General features: G+C 68.8%; 18 protein-coding genes. 6 read left to right on the forward strand and 12 right to left on the reverse strand.

What is annotated here, in order from left to right; translation table 11 throughout:
- Positions 1-711, forward strand: a complete 711-nt coding sequence (locus ASG07_RS00925; protein ID WP_055840916.1) for a hypothetical protein — start codon at positions 1-3, stop codon at positions 709-711.
- Between the two features lie 13 nt (positions 712-724).
- Here the strand turns inward: ASG07_RS00925 and ASG07_RS00930 are convergent, their stop codons facing one another.
- From ASG07_RS00930 to ASG07_RS00955, 6 genes are all read right to left on the reverse strand, one after another.
- The gene (locus tag ASG07_RS00930) at positions 725-2,353 is read right to left on the reverse strand and encodes an alpha-L-fucosidase (RefSeq protein ID WP_055840919.1); all 1,629 of its coding nucleotides are present in this window, start codon (positions 2,351-2,353) and stop codon (positions 725-727) included.
- Positions 2,354-2,480: 127 nt separating this feature from the next.
- Positions 2,481-2,795, reverse strand: coding sequence for a PilZ domain-containing protein (locus tag ASG07_RS00935; RefSeq protein WP_156361680.1), 315 nt, complete (start codon positions 2,793-2,795; stop codon positions 2,481-2,483).
- A 110-nt stretch (positions 2,796-2,905) separates the two neighbouring features.
- Positions 2,906-3,691, reverse strand: coding sequence for a 3'(2'),5'-bisphosphate nucleotidase CysQ (locus ASG07_RS00940; RefSeq protein ID WP_055840926.1), 786 nt, complete (start codon positions 3,689-3,691; stop codon positions 2,906-2,908).
- Positions 3,684-5,033, reverse strand: coding sequence for a TldD/PmbA family protein (locus ASG07_RS00945; RefSeq protein WP_055840930.1), 1,350 nt, complete (start codon positions 5,031-5,033; stop codon positions 3,684-3,686). Before ASG07_RS00945 ends, ASG07_RS00940 begins: the two co-directional genes overlap by 8 nt.
- A gap of 115 nt (positions 5,034-5,148) precedes the next feature.
- The gene (gene ubiA / locus ASG07_RS00950; protein ID WP_055840932.1) at positions 5,149-6,066 is read right to left on the reverse strand and encodes a 4-hydroxybenzoate octaprenyltransferase; all 918 of its coding nucleotides are present in this window, start codon (positions 6,064-6,066) and stop codon (positions 5,149-5,151) included.
- Positions 6,067-6,129: 63 nt separating this feature from the next.
- The gene (locus ASG07_RS00955) at positions 6,130-6,636 is read right to left on the reverse strand and encodes a PEPxxWA-CTERM sorting domain-containing protein (protein WP_055840935.1); all 507 of its coding nucleotides are present in this window, start codon (positions 6,634-6,636) and stop codon (positions 6,130-6,132) included.
- Positions 6,637-6,811: 175 nt separating this feature from the next.
- On the opposite strand from ASG07_RS00955, the gene ASG07_RS17390 reads away from it, so the two are divergent.
- Positions 6,812-6,982 (forward strand): hypothetical protein, encoded by a 171-nt coding sequence (locus ASG07_RS17390; protein WP_236694472.1) that lies wholly within the window; start codon positions 6,812-6,814, stop codon positions 6,980-6,982.
- Positions 6,982-7,722, forward strand: a complete 741-nt coding sequence (locus ASG07_RS00960) for a 16S rRNA (uracil(1498)-N(3))-methyltransferase (protein ID WP_055840939.1) — start codon at positions 6,982-6,984, stop codon at positions 7,720-7,722. The genes ASG07_RS17390 and ASG07_RS00960 overlap by 1 nt, the downstream gene beginning before the upstream one ends.
- Positions 7,723-7,873: 151 nt before the next feature.
- Here ASG07_RS00960 and ASG07_RS00965 read toward each other — a convergent pair whose 3' ends face one another.
- Together ASG07_RS00965 and ASG07_RS00970 are read right to left on the reverse strand one after the other, a co-directional pair.
- On the reverse strand, positions 7,874-8,611 hold the full coding sequence (locus ASG07_RS00965; protein WP_055840943.1) for a hypothetical protein: 738 nt from the start codon (positions 8,609-8,611) through the stop codon (positions 7,874-7,876).
- Between the two features lie 16 nt (positions 8,612-8,627).
- The gene (locus tag ASG07_RS00970) at positions 8,628-9,083 is read right to left on the reverse strand and encodes a hypothetical protein (protein WP_156361681.1); all 456 of its coding nucleotides are present in this window, start codon (positions 9,081-9,083) and stop codon (positions 8,628-8,630) included.
- A gap of 234 nt (positions 9,084-9,317) precedes the next feature.
- Between ASG07_RS00970 and ASG07_RS00975 the strand changes: the two genes are divergently transcribed.
- On the forward strand, positions 9,318-10,451 hold the full coding sequence (locus ASG07_RS00975) for a hypothetical protein (RefSeq protein WP_055840950.1): 1,134 nt from the start codon (positions 9,318-9,320) through the stop codon (positions 10,449-10,451).
- Positions 10,452-10,539: 88 nt separating this feature from the next.
- Positions 10,540-11,949 carry a glutamate--cysteine ligase gene (locus ASG07_RS00980; protein WP_055840954.1) on the forward strand — a complete coding sequence of 470 codons (1,410 nt, stop codon included), beginning with the start codon at positions 10,540-10,542 and terminating at the stop codon, positions 11,947-11,949.
- Here the strand turns inward: ASG07_RS00980 and ASG07_RS00985 are convergent.
- From ASG07_RS00985 to ASG07_RS00995, 3 genes are all read right to left on the reverse strand, one after another.
- Positions 11,892-13,202, reverse strand: a complete 1,311-nt coding sequence (locus ASG07_RS00985; RefSeq protein WP_156361682.1) for a methyltransferase family protein — start codon at positions 13,200-13,202, stop codon at positions 11,892-11,894. The two genes, ASG07_RS00980 and ASG07_RS00985, sit on opposite strands and share 58 nt — an antisense overlap.
- Before the next feature lie 80 nt (positions 13,203-13,282).
- Entirely contained in the window at positions 13,283-13,549 is a 267-nt protein-coding gene (locus ASG07_RS00990; protein WP_055840957.1) for a hypothetical protein, read from the reverse strand.
- 164 nt (positions 13,550-13,713) lie between these two features.
- A complete protein-coding gene (locus tag ASG07_RS00995; protein ID WP_055840961.1) occupies positions 13,714-15,147 on the reverse strand; it encodes a DEAD/DEAH box helicase in 1,434 nt (477 codons plus the stop codon).
- A 252-nt stretch (positions 15,148-15,399) separates the two neighbouring features.
- Here ASG07_RS00995 and ASG07_RS01000 point away from each other — a divergent pair, with 252 nt between their 5' ends.
- Positions 15,400-16,401 (forward strand): fumarylacetoacetate hydrolase family protein, encoded by a 1,002-nt coding sequence (locus ASG07_RS01000; protein ID WP_055840963.1) that lies wholly within the window; start codon positions 15,400-15,402, stop codon positions 16,399-16,401.
- 77 nt (positions 16,402-16,478) lie between these two features.
- Here ASG07_RS01000 and ASG07_RS17125 read toward each other — a convergent pair whose 3' ends face one another.
- Positions 16,479-16,655, reverse strand: coding sequence for a hypothetical protein (locus tag ASG07_RS17125; RefSeq protein ID WP_156361683.1), 177 nt, complete (start codon positions 16,653-16,655; stop codon positions 16,479-16,481).
- Positions 16,656-16,839 lie beyond the last annotated feature (184 nt).

Below are 16,839 nucleotides of genomic sequence, written 5' to 3' on the forward strand. Positions count from 1 at the left end.
ATGAGCGACGTCGACGACGCCATCTCGGCCGCGCGGTCCAGCTGGGCACGGATCAGCGATACCGGTGACGGGGTGCCGACCCGCGCCCGGCGGCGGCGGACCGCGAGCATCGCCAAACGGCTGACATGGATCGCCGGCGCGATCGTTGCGATCCTTGCGGTGGCGATGGTGTGGGGCATGATCGTGCCGCTGGGCATCGCCGGTGCGATGATAGTGATGGCGATACTGCTCGCGGCCGTGCTGCTGCTGTCGTTCATCCCCGGCGAGCGCGCTGCCCCACCGCCCGAGAAGCTGAAGACGGTCGATATCCGTGCGCTGCCCGCGCAGACCGAGCGGTGGCTGGGCGCGCAGCGCGGGGCATTGCCGCGGCCGGCGCAGGTGCTGGTCGACCGGATCGGCGAGCGGCTGGACACGCTCTCCCCGCAGCTGGCGCGGATCGAGCCGCAGACGGAAGAAGCGTTCGAGGTCCGGCGGCTGGTCGGCGAGCAGTTGCCCGCCTTCGTCAACGACTATGCGCGGGTGCCGGATACCCTGCGCACCGTCGAGCGGAACGGGCGGACGCCGGACGCCGAACTGGTCGCCGGCCTGCAACTGATCGAGCGCGAGATCGCCGACATGACGGCACGGCTGGCGCAGGACGATCTCGACAATCTCCAGACGCGTGGACGCTTTCTGGAGATGAAGTACAAGGACGGCGACGAGCCACGCTGACCGCAGCCCGGCGTCAGGCGAGGCCGTCTCCCTCCACGATCAGGCCCACGCCGATCGTGTTCCGCAGCGTCGTCGGCAGCGTCACGTCGAGGCCGCTCGCCGTCTGGCGGAACGTCAGCGGCGCGGCATCACCCGGGACGGTCACCCGCGCGACCTTGCCGGTGCGGCCGAGTGCCGGGAAGCGGGCGATATTGTCGTCGGGCCAGCCCAGCGTGAACGCGTGCACCGCCGATCCTTTGCGCATGTAGCGCACGTCGCGGGCGGTGTACGGGGACTCGTTGGTGCCTTCGTTGAAATGGCCCTGCGCGCTGGCGGTCGGACCTTCGCCCGCCAGTGTCCAAGGGCGCGTTCCATAGATCGCGACGGCGTAACGCTGCATCCACACCGCGATGCCCTCCACGACGGCGCGTTCCTTCTCGTCGATCGAGCCGTCGCCGCGGATCGGCACCGACAGCATCAGGTTGCCGTTCTTGGCCGCGACGTCGCACAGCGTGTGGATGACCTTGCCCGCGGTCTTGTAGCCGTTCCGGTCGTAGAGATCGCGGTCGTAATGCCAGTTGCCGATGCACGTGTCGGTCTGGAACGGGTAGCGCTGGATGTCGTCATGGCCGCCCCGTTCGACGTCGTCGACGATGCCGGCGCGCCATTTCTCCGGAGTCGACTTGGCGGTGACGACCGCTTCGTTGCGGCCGCCATGCCATTCCATCGACTTGTTGTAGAAATAGGCGGTCATGTCCAAGCCGGTCTGGCCCAGCGGCATGGCCATGTTGTCGAAGTAGATCATGTCCGGCCGGTAATTGTCGATCAACTCCTTGCAGCGGTTCGTCCAGTTGCGCGTGAAGGCCGGGTTGCTCGCCGGCGCCTCCTCGTTCCAGACGCGGTCGTTCTTCTCATGCCACGCGTTGGCCGCGGAGATCGAGCGGATGCCGTCCGGCATCGGCATGGTCCGACCGGTGTAGAGCTGTTGCGGGTCCAGCCCGTCCCACCACTGGCCGCGGCCATCGGCCTTTGTCAGCCGCCACGCATCGTAACGCTGACCTGCGCGAGGCCCCTCGGGGTCATAGCCATAGGCGGGCTGATACCAGTGCCAGGCATGGGCGGAATGGTTCGACACGGCGAACCGCATGCCGCGTTCGCGCGCCAGTTTCTCCCAGGTGCCGACGATGTCGCGCCTGGGGCCATAACGCGTGCTGTTCCACGGATTGTGGCTGGACGCATAGCTGTCGAAATTATCGTGATGATTGGCGAGCGCCATGAAGTATCTGGCACCGGCCCGCTTGTAGAGGTCGAGCAGATCGACGGGGTTCCACCGCTCCGCAGTCCAGCGCGGATACATCTGCATGAAGCCGACGTCCGATGGATGTCCGTACGTCTTCAGATGATGATTATAGGCGCGCGTTCCCTGAAGATACATTTCGCGCGCATACCAGTCGCCCGCCTCCGGAACGCATTGTGCGGACCAGTGCGCCCAGATGCCGAATTTGGCGTCGCGGAACCAGTCGGGGGCCTGATAACCGCCGGTCAGCGACGCCCAGTTGGGCTGGAACACCCCCTGCGGCGCGGCCATTGCCGACGCACCGACGAGTTGGCTGCCAAGGCCCATGCCTCCCATTGCGAGAAGCTGCCTGCGATCGATCGACATCCCGTTCTCCTATGGAGCCGAGACTATCTGCGAGGCGGGGCGGCGACAATGCCATATGTCGGACAAACTCGGGGGTGTCTTCGCTCCGTCCCGACCGTGGGGCGGGTCGCGGCGCACACCGGCCTCGTCAGTCGTTTTGCGCCTTCGGCCCTTCCAGCAGCGTCACGAGGTCGTAGCTGTCGAGCGGCTGAACGAACTCGCAGCCGGTGATGTCGCCCTCGCTCCACACCACGCGGGCATGACGCTTGTTGTTGCCGGGCAGGCCGATGTTGATGAGCGTACCGATCGGCAGCGGCACCGACAGCCGCGCCTTCACGCCCGTGGCGGAGGCGTCGATGATGTCGATACCGACGGCGATGCGCGCGCTGCCCTTGATGTTCAGCGAATGACGCGTGCTCTTGCGCACGTCGGGTCGATTATCTTCGATGGGCTGAGTCGCCACGTAATGTCTCCTGACCGATGCCGCGTAATGAACCGAAATGGTCAATATCGGCTTACCAGACGCACGATGCGGTGAAGAAACCAGCAAGCTGCTGTTCGATCTTGCTAAATTCAACGCGCCGCGACGGCACGCCCCTCCAGCCGGGTCACGGCGGCGGCGTGAAGGCCCGGTGCGGCGACGAGGACGCCGAACGCCTGCGGGCGGGACTTGTTGAAGATCAGGGGTTGGCCGTGCGCGTCGGTGGCGGCGGCTCCCGATTCGGTTGCGATCAGCGCTGCGGCGGCGATGTCCCATTCGTTGCCCCAGCGCAGCGTCGCGACGAGGTCGGCCTCGTCGGCGGCGACCATCGCCATGCGGAGCGCGATCGAATTGGGCTTGTGGACGGCGACGAAGTCGCGGTCCGAACGGGGCAGCGCGTCGGCGGGCACTCGCGCGCCGGTCAGGTCGCTGCGATCGCCCGCGGTCAGGCGCACGCCGTTGCGCCACGCGCCCCGGCCCAGCGTCGCGGACCAGCGCTCCTTGCGGGCGGGGGCGTCGAGGAACGCCAGCACGGGGCGACCATCCTCGACCAGCGCCACGGAGACGGCCCAGCCCTCGCGACCGCGGATATAGTCGCGGGTGCCGTCGATCGGGTCGACTACCCAGACGCGGCGGCGGGACAGTCGGTCGGGAGCATCGGCCGTCTCCTCCGACAGCCAGCCCGCATCGGGCAGCAAGGCGGACAGGCGCGCCATCAGCATCCGGTCGACATCCAGATCGACCTCGCACACCGGACTGCCCGGCTCCTTTTCCCAGCGACGGAAATCCGTGCGCCACCGGGAGAGCGCCATCTGCCCCGCCGCCGCGGCGATCTCCGCCACCGCGGGAAAAAGAGTGGCGGGGTTCAGGTCAGCCACTCGCGACCGTCATGCCGTCCACGCGCACGGTGGGGACGTTGGTGCCGTAGCGGAATTTCAGGTCGTTGGCCGCGGTCAGGTTCGCGTACATATCCTTCAGATTGCCCGCGATCGTGAACTCCGCAACGGGACCGGCGATCTCTCCGCCGACGATGCGGAAGCCGGCGGCGCCGCGGCTGTAATCCCCGGTGACGCCATTGACGCCCTGACCGATCAACTCCGTCACGTAGACGCCGTCGGCGATGTCGCCGATCAACGTCTCGACCGGCAGCTTGCCGCCGTCCAGATAGGTGTTGCTGGTCGTCACGCCGGGACCGCCGCCGATGCCCCGGCTGGCATGGCCGGTCGGCTCCAGCCCCAGTTGGCGGGCCGAGGCGGAGTCGAGCAGCCATGTCTCCAGCACGCCGTCCTCGACGATCGCGGTGGGGGAGACGGGCAGGCCCTCTCCGTCGAACGGGCGTGAGCGCAGGCCGTGCGGGCGGTGCGGATCATCGCGGACCGACAGGCCGTGCGGCAGGATGCGGGTGCCGAGCGCGTCGAGCAGGAAGCTGGTGCGGCGGGTGATCGAAGACCCGCCGATCGCGCCGATCAGATGGCCGAGCAGCGACGATCCGACGCGCGGATCGAAGACGACCGGCATCGCGCCGCTGGCAAGGCGGCCGGGGTTGAGGCGCGCGACGGCACGCTCCCCCGCCGCCCGCCCGATCGCGTCGGGGGCGTCGAGGTGGCGGAGGTGGCGCGCGCCGTGATGGGCATAGTCGCGCTGCATACCGGCGGCAGCGTCGCCGGCCAGCACGCTGGCGGACAGGCCGTAGCCGGTGGCGGCATAGGACCCCGCGAAACCCGTCGATGTCGCGAGCGCCCAGACGCTGCGCGAGCCGCTGGCGCCGCCGCCCTCCGAATTGGTGACGCCGGCGACGGCACGCGCCGCTTCCTCGGCGGCGAGCGCGAGGTCGCGGAGACGCTCGGGTGCGGGATCGTCGTGGTCCGCCAGATCGAGCAGCGGCGGTGCACCGTGGAGCAGGCGTTCGGCGGGCGCGAGGCCGGCCCACTCGTCCTCCGGTGCTTCGCGCGCCATCGCGACGGCGCGTTCGACCAGGGTCTGCATCGAGTCCGGCGTCAGGTCGGAGGTGGAGACGCTGGCCGAGCGGCGGCCGACGAACACCCGCAGGCCGAGTTCGGCGCTTTCGGACCGGCCGACATCCTCCAGCTTGCCGAGCCGGACGGACACTTCGAGTGCGGCGTCGGCGGCGAAGACGGCATCGGCGGCGTCGGCCCCGGCGCTGCGGGCGCGGGCGACGATGTCGGCGGCGCGGTCGCGCGCCTGATCGGTGGTGAGCATCGCGCAGACTTAGGGGGGTGGGCCTGCGGATGCTAGGGGTGGCCGGCCAGGGTCAGTCCAATGCGGCCGTTCGGCGATCACCCGTCCGACAGGCCGGGCGTGCAGGACAGCGTGTTCAGACCGTCGATCCGACGACGGCACAGGCGAGGAAGACGAGCAGCCCGGTAAAGCGGTTGGCGCGGAAGCGGGCGAGCGCACCCGTGCCATCCTCCGGACGCAGCGTCGCCGCCTGCCAGCCGAGATGGAGAGCAGCAGGGAGCAGGGCAAGGAGCGCGAGCGGGTCGGGCCGGATGCTCCACAGCGCCATGCCCCAGAGCAGCAACGCCAGGACATAGAAGGCCGCCACGCCGCTCCGGACTTGGCCACCGAGCGCGAGCGCCGACGAGCGGACGCCGATTAGCGCGTCGTCCTCCCGGTCCTGCACAGCATAGATCGTGTCGTACCCGATCACCCACGCGATCGAGCCGGCATAGAGCCACCACATCGGTGCGGACAGGTCGCCCGCGGTGTCCGCCCAGCCGACGAGCAGCGCCCAGCTGAAGACCAGGCCGAGCCATGCCTGCGGCCACCAGGTGATGCGCTTCATGAAGGGATAGGCGGCGACGGGCGCGAGGCTGGCGAGCGCGACGACCTTCGACAGCGTGCCGAGTTGCAGCAGCACGATCAGGCCGATCAGGCTGAGCGCGACGAGCCAGACCCATGCCGCCTTGACGGAGATCAGGCCGGCGGGGATCGGCCGGGCGGCGGTGCGCGCGACCTGAGCGTCGAGATCGCGGTCGACGATGTCGTTATAGACGCAGCCCGCGCCGCGCATCGCGATGCTGCCGAGCAGGATCCACGCGATCAGGTCCCACCGCGCGACCGTGCCGCCGGCGAGCGCGACGCCCCACGCGCCCGGCCAGAACAGCAGCCACCAGCCGATCGGCCGGTCGAATCGCGCCAGCAGCGCGAGAGCGCGCGGCGTGGCGGGCAGCCGCGCGACGAGGCCGCGATGTTCGCTGTCGGGGACGATCTGGGGCGGGGTGGCGGGCATCGCCGTCCTATGCCGCAAGGACCGGCGGGGAGGAAGGCGGGGGCTTGTGGCTTGGAGGGACCTTCAGCCGAAGCTCAGCTTCAGCGACCGACGACGCAGGCTACCGCCCGCCAATCCGATCCCGGCGATCATCAGCGCCCAACTGGCGGGTTCCGGCACGGCACCTGCGGCGGAGGCGATGGTCAGCGTATAGCGGCCGGTGCCCTGATATTGGGTCAGCGCGAAACTGCCGGTCAGGAAGGTCGGCGCATCGACGGTGCCGGTGAAAAGCTGCGGGCCATCGGCGACGAATACCGCGTCGAAAGTGGCGGGGTCGACGATGCTCATCCCGCCGCCGAAGCCGCCCTCGAAGAAGCCGAGATCGAAGACGCCGGTGTCGGTGCCCGTGACGGGAATACCGTAGAGGACGAGGCCGAGGCCGGGGATGAATTCGTCGGGAATCGGGCTGGAGTCGATCGCGAAGCTGGCGGTGTAGTCGCCGGACAGCGTGAAATTATACAGTTCTGCGCCGACGGGAGCAGCCGCCAGCGTGGCGGCGGCGGCGACAGCGGAGGCGAGCAGGATCTTCATCGGAACTCCTTGATCGGAACGCGCAACATCCGCGGCGTCGGGCGCAGGATGGGCGGAGTATAGCCATGACGTCAAGCAACATGAACGGCTGTTCATCCTTTTTTCTCGCGGCGCAGCAAACCGGGATACGGACTTGCCGACTGCGCCGCCATCGCTATCCCGATCGGATGCCGTGGTGCGCGCCTTCATGATCGGTCTGTCCGTCGCGGTCGGGCGCTTCGTGGAGGCGCTGTTCTGGGCGATCTTCCGCGTCGCCGGCGTGGTCGCGGGGATCGCGATCCTCGGCGTGCTCGGGCTGGCGGCGGCATGGGTGATCGGGCGGCGTATCTGGAAGAGGAAGCGGTGATGGCGGCGACGCCGGCCTGGCCGCCGCGATCGACGCCGCGGCTGTTCGTGGACGAGGAACTGGCGGCGGGCGCGCGGCGCGTCGACGGCCCGGCGGCGCATTATCTCGGCTCCGTCATGCGGATGAAGCCGGGCGATCCGGTCAAGCTGTTCGACGATCGCACGGGCGAGTGGCTGGCGGTGGCGACGGCGGTCGGCAGGCGCGACCTGATGCTCGACGTGCAGGAGCGGCTGGCGGAGCGGGAGGCGGTACCCGATCTGTGGCTGTGCGCCGCGCCGTTGAAGAAGAATCGCGTCGACTGGATGGCGGAGAAGGCGTGCGAGCTGGGGGTCGACCGCTACGTTCCCGTTGTCACGCGGCGGACGGTGGTCGACAAGCCCAATACCGAACGGCTGCGCACGCAGATGATCGAGGCGGCGGAGCAATGCGGGCGGACCGCGTTGCCGCAGGTGGCGGAGCCGGTGAAGCTGATGGCGCTGCTGCGCGACTGGCCTGCCGACCGCGCGCTGTTCTTTGCGGACGAAGCCGGCGGCGAGCCGGCGGTGGCGGCGATGCGGGAGCGGCCGGGCGCGGGCGCGATCCTGATCGGGCCGGAGGGGGGCTTCGACGACGACGAACGCGCGGCGATCCGCGCCTGCCCGGCGGCGGTGGGCGTGACGCTGGGTCCCCGCATCCTGCGCGCGGACACCGCGGCGGCGGCGGCGGTGGCGCTGTGGATGGCGGCGGCGGGGGACTGGTGAGGCGGCGAAGTGGAGGAAGTGGAGGCGCCGGACGGGGTCCTCTACTTCGCCCGTGATCGATTGCGATGGCGGCGGTCGACGATGTCAAAGAGCGGTTCGACTATCGCGCAAAACCGGCGTGTAGGACAGGGTGCGAACCCGCCGCGCGCCGTCACCGCACCGACAGGACGCCGCGTCGATCCACCTCGATGCGCGCGCCGCCGTTGACGACGCCGCCGGGGATGAACCGGCTCTGCAGGCGTGCCCAGTCCCAGCCGCTGGACGACGGCGAGATTGATGAGAATTCCTTGGGAAAGCTGGTGTCGCCGTCACCGGTTTCTTTGGTCGGGAACAGGACCGGGCGTAGCGATTTGTTCTTGATCGACCCCAGTCCGTTGGGGAGATGCTCGTCCCACAGGCGCAGGCTTTCTTTGTTGCTGACCTCTCCGCAGATGCGGCGCTGCTGATCCTGCGAATAGCCGTGGAACGCGGCGTAGAAGCCGATCAGGTCCGACACCAGATCCTCGGCGCTGAAGCCGCTGTCGGTGACGAGCGAGAAGGGGAAGCTCGCCTGTGCCCCCTCCAGATCGTAGGACGCCGACAGAAAGATACCCAGTGCCGCGCTTTCCCGCGAAGCACGGGGCAGGCCGCGGCGGATGACCCAGTGACGCGCCGCGCTGAACCCCGTCATGCCCTGACCGTAATGGATGGCGAAGGCGGGATGGCCGTTGAGCGTGACCGTCACCTGAGACAGGCCGGGCCATGCCGCGCGTTCGGATTCGAGCTGGGTCCTGAGGCCCAGCGCGTTGCCGGGCAGGGCATGGCCCCAATCAACCCAGCCGCAGCGGCGGGTGTAGCTCAGACGCTTCCAGCCATTCTTGTTCGGCAGGATATCGCTGCGTTGAGTCATGTCCGTCTCCCCGGGATCACACCAGACGGGTTTGCAAATAGGCGGTGCAGGTCTTCGTGCAGCGCAGGCGGAGGTGGATGCTGTCGCCGGGGCGGCTCGATCCGCCGACGCACGCCACATCGGCCTCGATCGCGCGGCGGCGAGCGTCCGGGGGCCGAAATCCCGCCGTCCGGCACGCCGCGACGATACGGGTGGCGATCGTCGCGGCGCCCGCGTCGATGACCAGCGTGCGGTCCGCCATCTCCGGCATAGGGCCGTCCGGGGCGGTGCGTTCGATCGGCCCCCGGTCCGATACGGGCAATGCCGCCGCCTTTTCGATGGCAACGAGCAGGGATGCCGCGCGATCGGCCCGGACGAGGCTCACGTCGCTGGTCCATGCGACCCACGCCGCGATCGCCAGCGCTGCCGCGGCGGGAATGGCCCAGAACCACAGTCGGAGCCGGCGTTTCGATCGATCGGGTCGCGCGGTCATCCGGTCCCCTTCCGATGCGGCCGCGTCGAACGTATTGGAGCCGTGGCATGCGGTCAACGACGGCGTCCCGCGCGCGCCCGGAATCGGCGCTCTGGAAGAACGGCGAGGGGGCTGGTAGCGTTGGCGATGCAGAATGTTCATCCGGTTCGCGTCCGTCGGCTTCTTTTCGTTCTGGCTCCGCTATTTGCGCTGTGGGAACCCCTCGCCGCCAAAGATGGAGCGGCACCAGGAGGCGTGATTCTGGTCGAACCGGTCGAGACGGTGGCGCAGGCCAGCCTGCCGCCGATGCTCGCCGGCAAGTTCGCGAGGCTGGCGAGCATCGATCCGCGGAACCCGCTGGCGGACGACGGCGACCGCCAGACGCTGAGCCTGTTCGGGCGGGAAGACCTGATCGCCGCCGTCAGCGACGATTACAGACCCGGCCGCTGCTCCCCGGCGATCGGGGTGGCAGGTGTGTTCGAGGAAATCGAGACGCGGGCACGTGCCACGTCGATCGTGATCGTCAACGAAAGTCACGAACGGTCGCAGCATCGCGGCTTCACGGCGGAGGTCGCGCGGCGGCTGCGGCCGCTCGGCTACGACGTGCTGGCGATGGAAACGCTGATGAACGATCCGCCGGGGCTGGCGGAGGACAAGCGCTCGACGTTCCTGAAACAGCCGACACTGCCGTATCTGGCCGACGAGGACGGTTATTATCTGTCGGAAGCGGGCTTCGGCCGGCTGGGGCGGCAGGCGAAGGCGCTCGGCTATCGGCTGTTCCCCTACGAACCGAACGAGGACGGCCCGGCCGTGGAGCGGACATGGGAGCAGCGGATCGCCCTTCGCGAGGAAGGGCAGGCAAGTGCGCTGGCGGCGTTCCTGCGCGATCATCCCGGCACGAAGCTGTTGATCCATGTCGGCTATTCACATGCCGCCGAAGTTCCCCGCGAAGACGGTTCCCGGTGGATGGCCGCGCGCCTGAAGCAGAAGACGGGGATCGATCCGCTCACCGTCTCGCAGATCAGCTGTCGCGGGTCCGGCAATAGCGTCGGGCTGTCCGCCCTGCCGGCCGACGAGCCAAAGGGATCGTTCGACCTGATCGTCGACCATCCCGATGCCCGGTTCGAGCGGGGGCGGCCGGAATGGCGGAAGCAGGCGGGCGACAGCGTCGTCAGCATCCCCTATCTGCTGCGTCCGACCACGGGATGGCGCGTCGTCGAGGCGCGGCCGGTGGGGGAGTCGACCGCATCCGTGCCGATGGACCGGGTCGCGATCCGGCCGGGCGAGGACGTGGCGCTGATGCTGCCGCCGGGACGCTATGCGCTGCGCATCATCGATCCGGTGGCGCCGGTGGCGGTGGCGAAGACGCCGGTGAACGCCGCGCACTGAGCATGTCGCGGCCGGATGAGATGCGGCGCGGCGGACCGGGTCGCCAATCCATCTGGCGCGGGTGCCCGCGCGCGCGTAGAGGCGCGGGATGACGACCAAGATCGATGCGCCTGCGCCCGCGACAACGACCGCGAAGGCATCCCCCATCATCGAATCGCGCGATCAACTGATCGCCAGTTTCGCGCGCGGGGAGAAGCCGGCGGAGCGGTGGCGGATCGGGACCGAGCACGAGAAGTTCGTCTATGCGACGAGCGATCATCACGCGCCGTCCTATGACGAAAAGGGCGGCATCCGCGACCTGCTGATGGCGCTGACCGAGCATGGCTGGGTGCCGGTCGAGGAGCTGGGGCCGGACGGCACGACGAACGTGATCGCGCTGACGGGCGCGGACGGGAGCGTCAGTCTGGAGCCGGCGGGGCAGTTCGAGTTGTCGGGCGCGCCGCTGGAGAATCTGCACCAGACCTGCGCGGAGACGGGCCGGCACCTGCGGCAGGTGAAGGAGGCCGGCGACCGGCTCGGCGTCGGGTTTCTGGGGCTGGGAATGTGGCCGGACAAGGCGCGCGCCGACCTGCCCGTGATGCCCAAGGGGCGGTACGGGATCATGCGGCAACACATGCCGCGGGTCGGGTCGATGGGCCTCGACATGATGCTGCGCACCTGCACGATCCAGGTGAATCTGGACTATGCCGCCGAGGCGGACATGGTGCAGAAGTTCCGCGTCGGGCTGGCGCTGCAACCGCTCGCCACCGCGCTGTTCGCGAACTCGCCCTTTACGGAGGGGAAGCCGAACGGGATGCTGTCGTACCGCAGCCATATCTGGTCGGACACCGATCCGGCGCGGACCGGCATGCTGCCGTTCGTGTTCGAGGACGGCTTCGGGTATGAGCGCTACGCCGAGTACATGCTCGATGTGCCGATGTACTTCGTCTACCGCGAGGGGCGCTATATCGATGCCGCCGGGCTGTCGTTCCGGGATTTCCTGAAGGGCGAATTGTCGGTCCTGCCCGGCGAGAAGCCGACGCTGGACGACTGGACCGACCACCTGTCGACGGCGTTCCCGGAAGTGCGGCTGAAGACGTTCCTCGAAATGCGCGGCGCGGATGGCGGGCCGTGGAACCGTATCTGTGCGCTGCCGGCTTTATGGGTCGGGTTGCTGTACGATAGCCAGGCGCTCGATGCGGCGTGGGATCTGGTGAAGGGCTGGTCGATCGAGGATCGTCAGAGCCTGCGCGATGCGGTGCCGAAGCTGGCGCTGGATGCGCCGCTGCCCGGTGGCGGCAAGCTGCGTGACGTGGCCGCGGAGGTGCTGGAGATCGCGCATCGCGGACTGGCGGCGCGGGCGCGGACCAACGCGGCGGGCGACGACGAAACCGGCTTCCTCGATCCGCTGCGCGAGATCGTGCGGCGTGGGAAGGTGCCGGCCGAGATGCTGCTGGAGCGTTACGAGGGCGCGTGGGGTGGCGATATCTCGCGCGTGTACGCCGAAGAGAGCTTCTGACGGACGCGCGCGATCGGACCGTGCCGGGCGATCCAGTCGCTGTATGCGACATAGGCCGGATCGCTGAGGAGGTGGCGTTCCTCCGTCTTCGCGCGCCAGTAATAGATGCCGCTGACCGCACCCAGCGTCAGCGTGGCGCGGATCGCGTCCACGGGTGATCCGGTGGTGAACCACGGTAGGACCGACAGCCACCAGAACAGGTTCTTCGACCAGTAGGCGGGGTGCCTGGTCCACGCATACGGCCCGTGCGTCAGGATGCCGCGGTGGGTGAGATTGGAGAAGCGCGGCCCGAACGCCAGCGTCGCCCAGGCGTAGATCGCGGTCAGGCCGACCAGCACCGAGCCGAACGCGGCCAGCAGGAGCGGGTGGTCGCCCAGCCAGTAATCCCATTGCGCGGTACCCTGATGATAGTCGAACGGCCCGCCGTCGATCATCAGGATGAAGGGCGGGTAACAGATCAGCGCGGGCATCCACGCCGCCGCGAACGGGTTGGCCGAGCGAATATGCGCGTCGAGCGGGCGGAACGTCAGGATATAGCCGACCGTGGCGATGCCCATATCGATCAGGAACATCGCGCCGATCAGCATCTGCGTCAGCGCAACCGGGTGTGCGAGTGCCCCGGCAAGGTCGGCGCGGACGAACGCGCCGAAGCCGGAGGGAACGCCGCCGAGCATGAACGGCAGGAAGAACGCCTTCACGCCCCAGCTCAGGAGGTGGTTCCGGATGGCGGCGCGGTCGACGCCGGACTGGCCGGTCAGCCATCCGCCGAGATGCCACGGACCGTCGCGCGGTTCGAGCATGTGACGGTCGATCCAGAGGACGTACGGGATCGACAGCGCGAACAGGGCCGGCGCTCCCCACAGGAAGCACCACATCGCGAACTCGAAATTGCCCTGCCAGTAGAAGCGGCCGGTCGCGTAGACCACGGCGATGCCGCCCCATGTCAGCCAATAGCCGGCGAGTTTGGTCAGGCTGATGTCGAGCGTGATCTTGAGCGGCCGGGGGTGCTGCCAGTCGAGGCCGGTGGTGGGCGAGCGGTGGACGCGATCGATCAGCAGCGACCAAGCGATCATCGCCAGCGCGCAGGCGGCGAGACCGACCAGCGCCGAATACGGCCCGTCGAGGAAATTGGCGCGCGCGACCAGCGTCCAGCTCGTGAGGCCGGCGAACCCGGCGAACCCCGCGCCGCCTGAAACGGCGGAGGCCGGACGCGTCACGCGGGTGGCGGCAGCGAGCGCTGGGTCGTGGTACATGGCGCAAGCGTAGCGCGCGGATGGTTAGGAGGGGGTTAAGGTGCGGCCGTCATGCCGGGCTTGTCCCGGCGTGACGAGAGCTACAGCACCACGCGCGGAGTTGCCGCGTGATCGATGGCGGTGAGGATCATGCGTTCCCAGATCGCCACGTCGCCGGCCTGCGCCATTTCTTCGTCGGGTTCGCGCAACGTGCGGAGGACGGCGAGCGCGTCAGGCAGATGGTCGCGCCAGTTCGCATCGATCGTGGCGGCGGCGGACTCTTCGTCGCCGGCGGCGTTGGCGCTGATCCGCTGCGCGGTCAGGACGCGGGCGATGCGTTCGGCGATGGGGGTGGTGGAGATGTCCATGTCGCGCTCCCGGTCACGTTCGTCGTCAGGGCGTAACGGGCGGGAAGGACTTGGTTTCCCGGATTTTTGAATGGTGTACGTCCCTCGCCTTGCAGCGGAGGGGGTGCAAAAGAAAAGGCGCCGCGACGGTGGGTCGCGGCGCCTTTTTCTAATGGTCGTGTGTCTTACCGCCCTTGCGTCGAAGCGCCGGCAGGCCGCCCGGCACCGCCGCGCCCTGCGCCGCCGCGACCGCGGCCACCGCCAGCACCCGTGCTACCAGCGGGACGCGCGCCGCCGCCGCTACCGCCGGCCGGGCGACCGCCGCGGCTGGCGTTGGCGTAGTTGCGGCCGGTCGCGCCGGTGTGCTGCGGCGCGTGCGTGGCGCGCGGCTTGGCGGGGCCGCGCTGCTGGCGGGGGCGGTCGGCGCGGGCGGCGGGGTCCTCGCCGATCGCCTTCACGCGCTGCGACTTGATCGCGTTCGCCTTGTTCTGGAAATCCTCGGGCAGGGCCTGAACCGGGATCTTCTGGCGCGTCGTGCGCTCGATATCCTTCAGGTACGGCCGCTCGTCATCGGCGCAGAACGCGATGGCGATGCCCGATGCGCCGGCGCGCGCGGTGCGGCCGATGCGGTGGACATACTGTTCCGGCACGTTGGGCAGTTCGAAATTCACGACGTGGCTGACGCCCGAGACGTCGATGCCGCGCGCCGCGATGTCGGTGGCGACGAGGATGCGGACGCTGCCAGTCTTGAATTCGCCCAGCGCGCGCTCGCGCTGGCCCTGACTCTTGTTGCCGTGGATCGCGTTCGCGGCGATGCCGTTGCCGGCCAGCAGCTTCACGACGCGGTCGGCGCCATGCTTGGTGCGGGTGAAGACCAGCGCGCGGTCGATCGCCGCATCCTGCAACGTCAGCGTCAGCAGCGCCTGCTTCTCCGCCTGGTTGACGAAGATGACGTGCTGGTCGACGCGCTCCGCCGTGGTGGCGGCGGGCTTGACCGACACGGTCGCCGGCTCGTGCAGGAACTGGCTGGCCAGCTCGCGGATCGAGGTCGGCATGGTCGCCGAGAAGAACAGCGTCTGGCGCTTGCGCGGGACCATCTTCACGATGCGCTTCAGCGCGTGGATGAAGCCCAGGTCGAGCATCTGGTCGGCTTCGTCGAGGACGAGGATCTCGATCATCGACAGGTTCACGAAGCCCTGCTCGACGAGGTCGATCAGGCGGCCCGGCGTGGCGACGAGGATGTCGACGCCGCGGCTCATGTCCTGACGGTTCTTGTTGATGCTGGTGCCGCCGAACACGGTCGTGACCGACATCTTCGAGAACTTGCCATAATCGCGCGCGCTGTCGGCGATCTGGCTGGCGAGTTCGCGGGTGGGCGCGAGGACGAGCATGCGGCAATGCGTCGGCAGCACGCGCTTCGGCGCGGCGGCCATGCGCTGGATCGACGGCAGCGTGAACGCCGCGGTCTTGCCGGTGCCGGTCTGCGCGATGCCGAGCAGGTCGCCGCCTTCGAGGACGGTCGGGATGGCCTGCGCCTGGATCGGGGTGGGAGTCGTATAGCCCTTGGCTTCGAGCGCGCGGACGAGCGGCTCGGACAGGCCGAGATCGATAAAGGACATGGGGTAACCTTAGAACAGATGCCAAGGCCGCGCGCACGGATGCGCTCGCTTGGCGGGGGAAGTTGACACCCCGCGTGAGTAGGGAAGCCGTTGGCTGGACCGAGACGGAGCCCGAACCGATAAAGGTCCGATCACGCTGCATGACGCCTCGATACTGCGGCAGATACGCTGCACCGCGGAAAAGTCAAGCCGCGCTTGTCCCGGAGCGGGGGCGGAACTACCCTCCGCATCAAACAAGGAGAGGTCCCCCGCATGAAACTCGCCAGCCTGAAGCATGGCCGTGACGGCAAGCTCGTCGTGGTGTCGAACGACCTCGCCTGGTGCGCGGATGCCGGCCACATCGCCCCGACGTTGCAGGCGGCGCTGGACGACTGGGACCGGCTGGAGCCGGACCTGCGCAATCTGGCGACCGATCTGGAACATGAGGTGATCCCGCGCGATCGTTTCCACGAACACGCCGCCGCGGCGCCGCTGCCGCGTGCCTATCAGTGGGCGGACGGGTCCGCCTATGTGAACCACGTCGCGCTGGTGCGGCAGGCGCGGGCGGCGGAGATGCCGGACAGCTTCTGGCACGATCCGCTGATGTATCAGGGCGGGTCGGACGGGTTCCTGGGGCCGCGCGACCCGATCCCGCTGGCGGACGAGAGCTGGGGCTGCGATCTGGAAGCCGAGGTGGTGGTCGTCACCGGCGACGTGCCGCTGGGCGCGAGCCGCGACGAGGCGCTGGCGGCGGTGCGGCTGGTCGGGCTGACCAACGACGTGTCGCTGCGCAACCTGATCCCGGGAGAACTGGCGAAGGGGTTCGGATTCTTCCAGTCGAAGCCGGCCAGCGCGTTCTCGCCGGTGTTCGTGACGCCGGATGCGTTGGGCGACTGGTGGCAAGACGGCAAGCTGCACCGGAAGCTGAACGTCGACCTGAACGGCCAGCCGTTCGGGCGTGCCGAGGCGGGCGAGGACATGAATTTCGACTTCGGCACGCTGGTCGCGCACGCGGCCAGGACGCGCAGGCTGGGCGCGGGGACGATCGTGGGCTCGGGGACGGTGTCGAACCGCGGGCCGGACGGCGGACCGGGCAAGCCGATCGCGGACGGCGGCGTCGGCTATTCGTGCCTGGCGGAGGTACGCACGGTCGAGACGATCACCGGCGGACAGGCGGTGACGCCGTTCCTGAAGAGGGGCGACATGGTACGGATCTGGGCGGAGGACGACCGCCATCATCCGATCTTCGGGGTGATCGAACAGACCGTGGAGTGATGCCCACGGTCGCCGGGGAACCGGGGGCGGGGGCGAGTGCCGCGGCCGGGCGTGACGCGACGCCCGGCCGGCCCAGCTTACGCTCCGTTGACTTTCTGCCCGGCATTGCCGCCGTCGTCATCCTTCGACGACGCGGTCTTCTTGGCGCCGGTCCGGGTGCCGCCGCCCCGACCTGTTCCGAGGCTGCCGCGGGCGCCGTCGCCGCCCTTCGTCGTGATCGCTCCGGGATTACCGCCTGCGCCTTTCTGTGCCATGTTCGCTCTCCTGCGTCCGATGCCTGTCGAACAGGCGCGAAGGCCGACAGTTCCTTTATTTTACAATAGCATAAGTTAGACAGAGGTCACGGAAGCAGCGATGTTGACGCAGGCTGGTGGAGGGCGCGCGAGCCGGTCGGCACAGGGGGAGTGCAGGCGCGGCACCGAACGATGCTTGAAATTT

The organism is Sphingomonas sp. Leaf343 (assembly GCF_001423765.1).
Classification (GTDB): Bacteria; Pseudomonadota; Alphaproteobacteria; order Sphingomonadales; family Sphingomonadaceae; genus Sphingomonas.

Excerpts from the sequence above, each read along its gene's own strand:
- ASG07_RS00970 (WP_156361681.1), bottom strand. The coding sequence starts at position 9,083 with ATGACCGCGCGACCCGATCGATCGAAACGCCGGCTCCGACTGTGGTTC.
- ASG07_RS00995 (WP_055840961.1), bottom strand. The coding sequence starts at position 15,147 with ATGTCCTTTATCGATCTCGGCCTGTCCGAGCCGCTCGTCCGCGCGCTC.
- ASG07_RS00980 (WP_055840954.1), top strand. The coding sequence starts at position 10,540 with ATGACGACCAAGATCGATGCGCCTGCGCCCGCGACAACGACCGCGAAG.
- ASG07_RS00925 (WP_055840916.1), top strand. The coding sequence starts at position 1 with ATGAGCGACGTCGACGACGCCATCTCGGCCGCGCGGTCCAGCTGGGCA.
- ASG07_RS00960 (WP_055840939.1), top strand. The coding sequence starts at position 6,982 with ATGGCGGCGACGCCGGCCTGGCCGCCGCGATCGACGCCGCGGCTGTTC.
- ubiA (WP_055840932.1), bottom strand. The coding sequence starts at position 6,066 with ATGCCCGCCACCCCGCCCCAGATCGTCCCCGACAGCGAACATCGCGGC.
- ASG07_RS00990 (WP_055840957.1), bottom strand. The coding sequence starts at position 13,549 with ATGGACATCTCCACCACCCCCATCGCCGAACGCATCGCCCGCGTCCTG.
- ASG07_RS01000 (WP_055840963.1), top strand. The coding sequence starts at position 15,400 with ATGAAACTCGCCAGCCTGAAGCATGGCCGTGACGGCAAGCTCGTCGTG.
- ASG07_RS00985 (WP_156361682.1), bottom strand. The coding sequence starts at position 13,202 with ATGTACCACGACCCAGCGCTCGCTGCCGCCACCCGCGTGACGCGTCCG.
- ASG07_RS00945 (WP_055840930.1), bottom strand. The coding sequence starts at position 5,033 with ATGCTCACCACCGATCAGGCGCGCGACCGCGCCGCCGACATCGTCGCC.
- ASG07_RS00930 (WP_055840919.1), bottom strand. The coding sequence starts at position 2,353 with ATGTCGATCGATCGCAGGCAGCTTCTCGCAATGGGAGGCATGGGCCTT.
- ASG07_RS00955 (WP_055840935.1), bottom strand. The coding sequence starts at position 6,636 with ATGAAGATCCTGCTCGCCTCCGCTGTCGCCGCCGCCGCCACGCTGGCG.
- ASG07_RS17125 (WP_156361683.1), bottom strand. The coding sequence starts at position 16,655 with ATGGCACAGAAAGGCGCAGGCGGTAATCCCGGAGCGATCACGACGAAG.
- ASG07_RS00965 (WP_055840943.1), bottom strand. The coding sequence starts at position 8,611 with ATGACTCAACGCAGCGATATCCTGCCGAACAAGAATGGCTGGAAGCGT.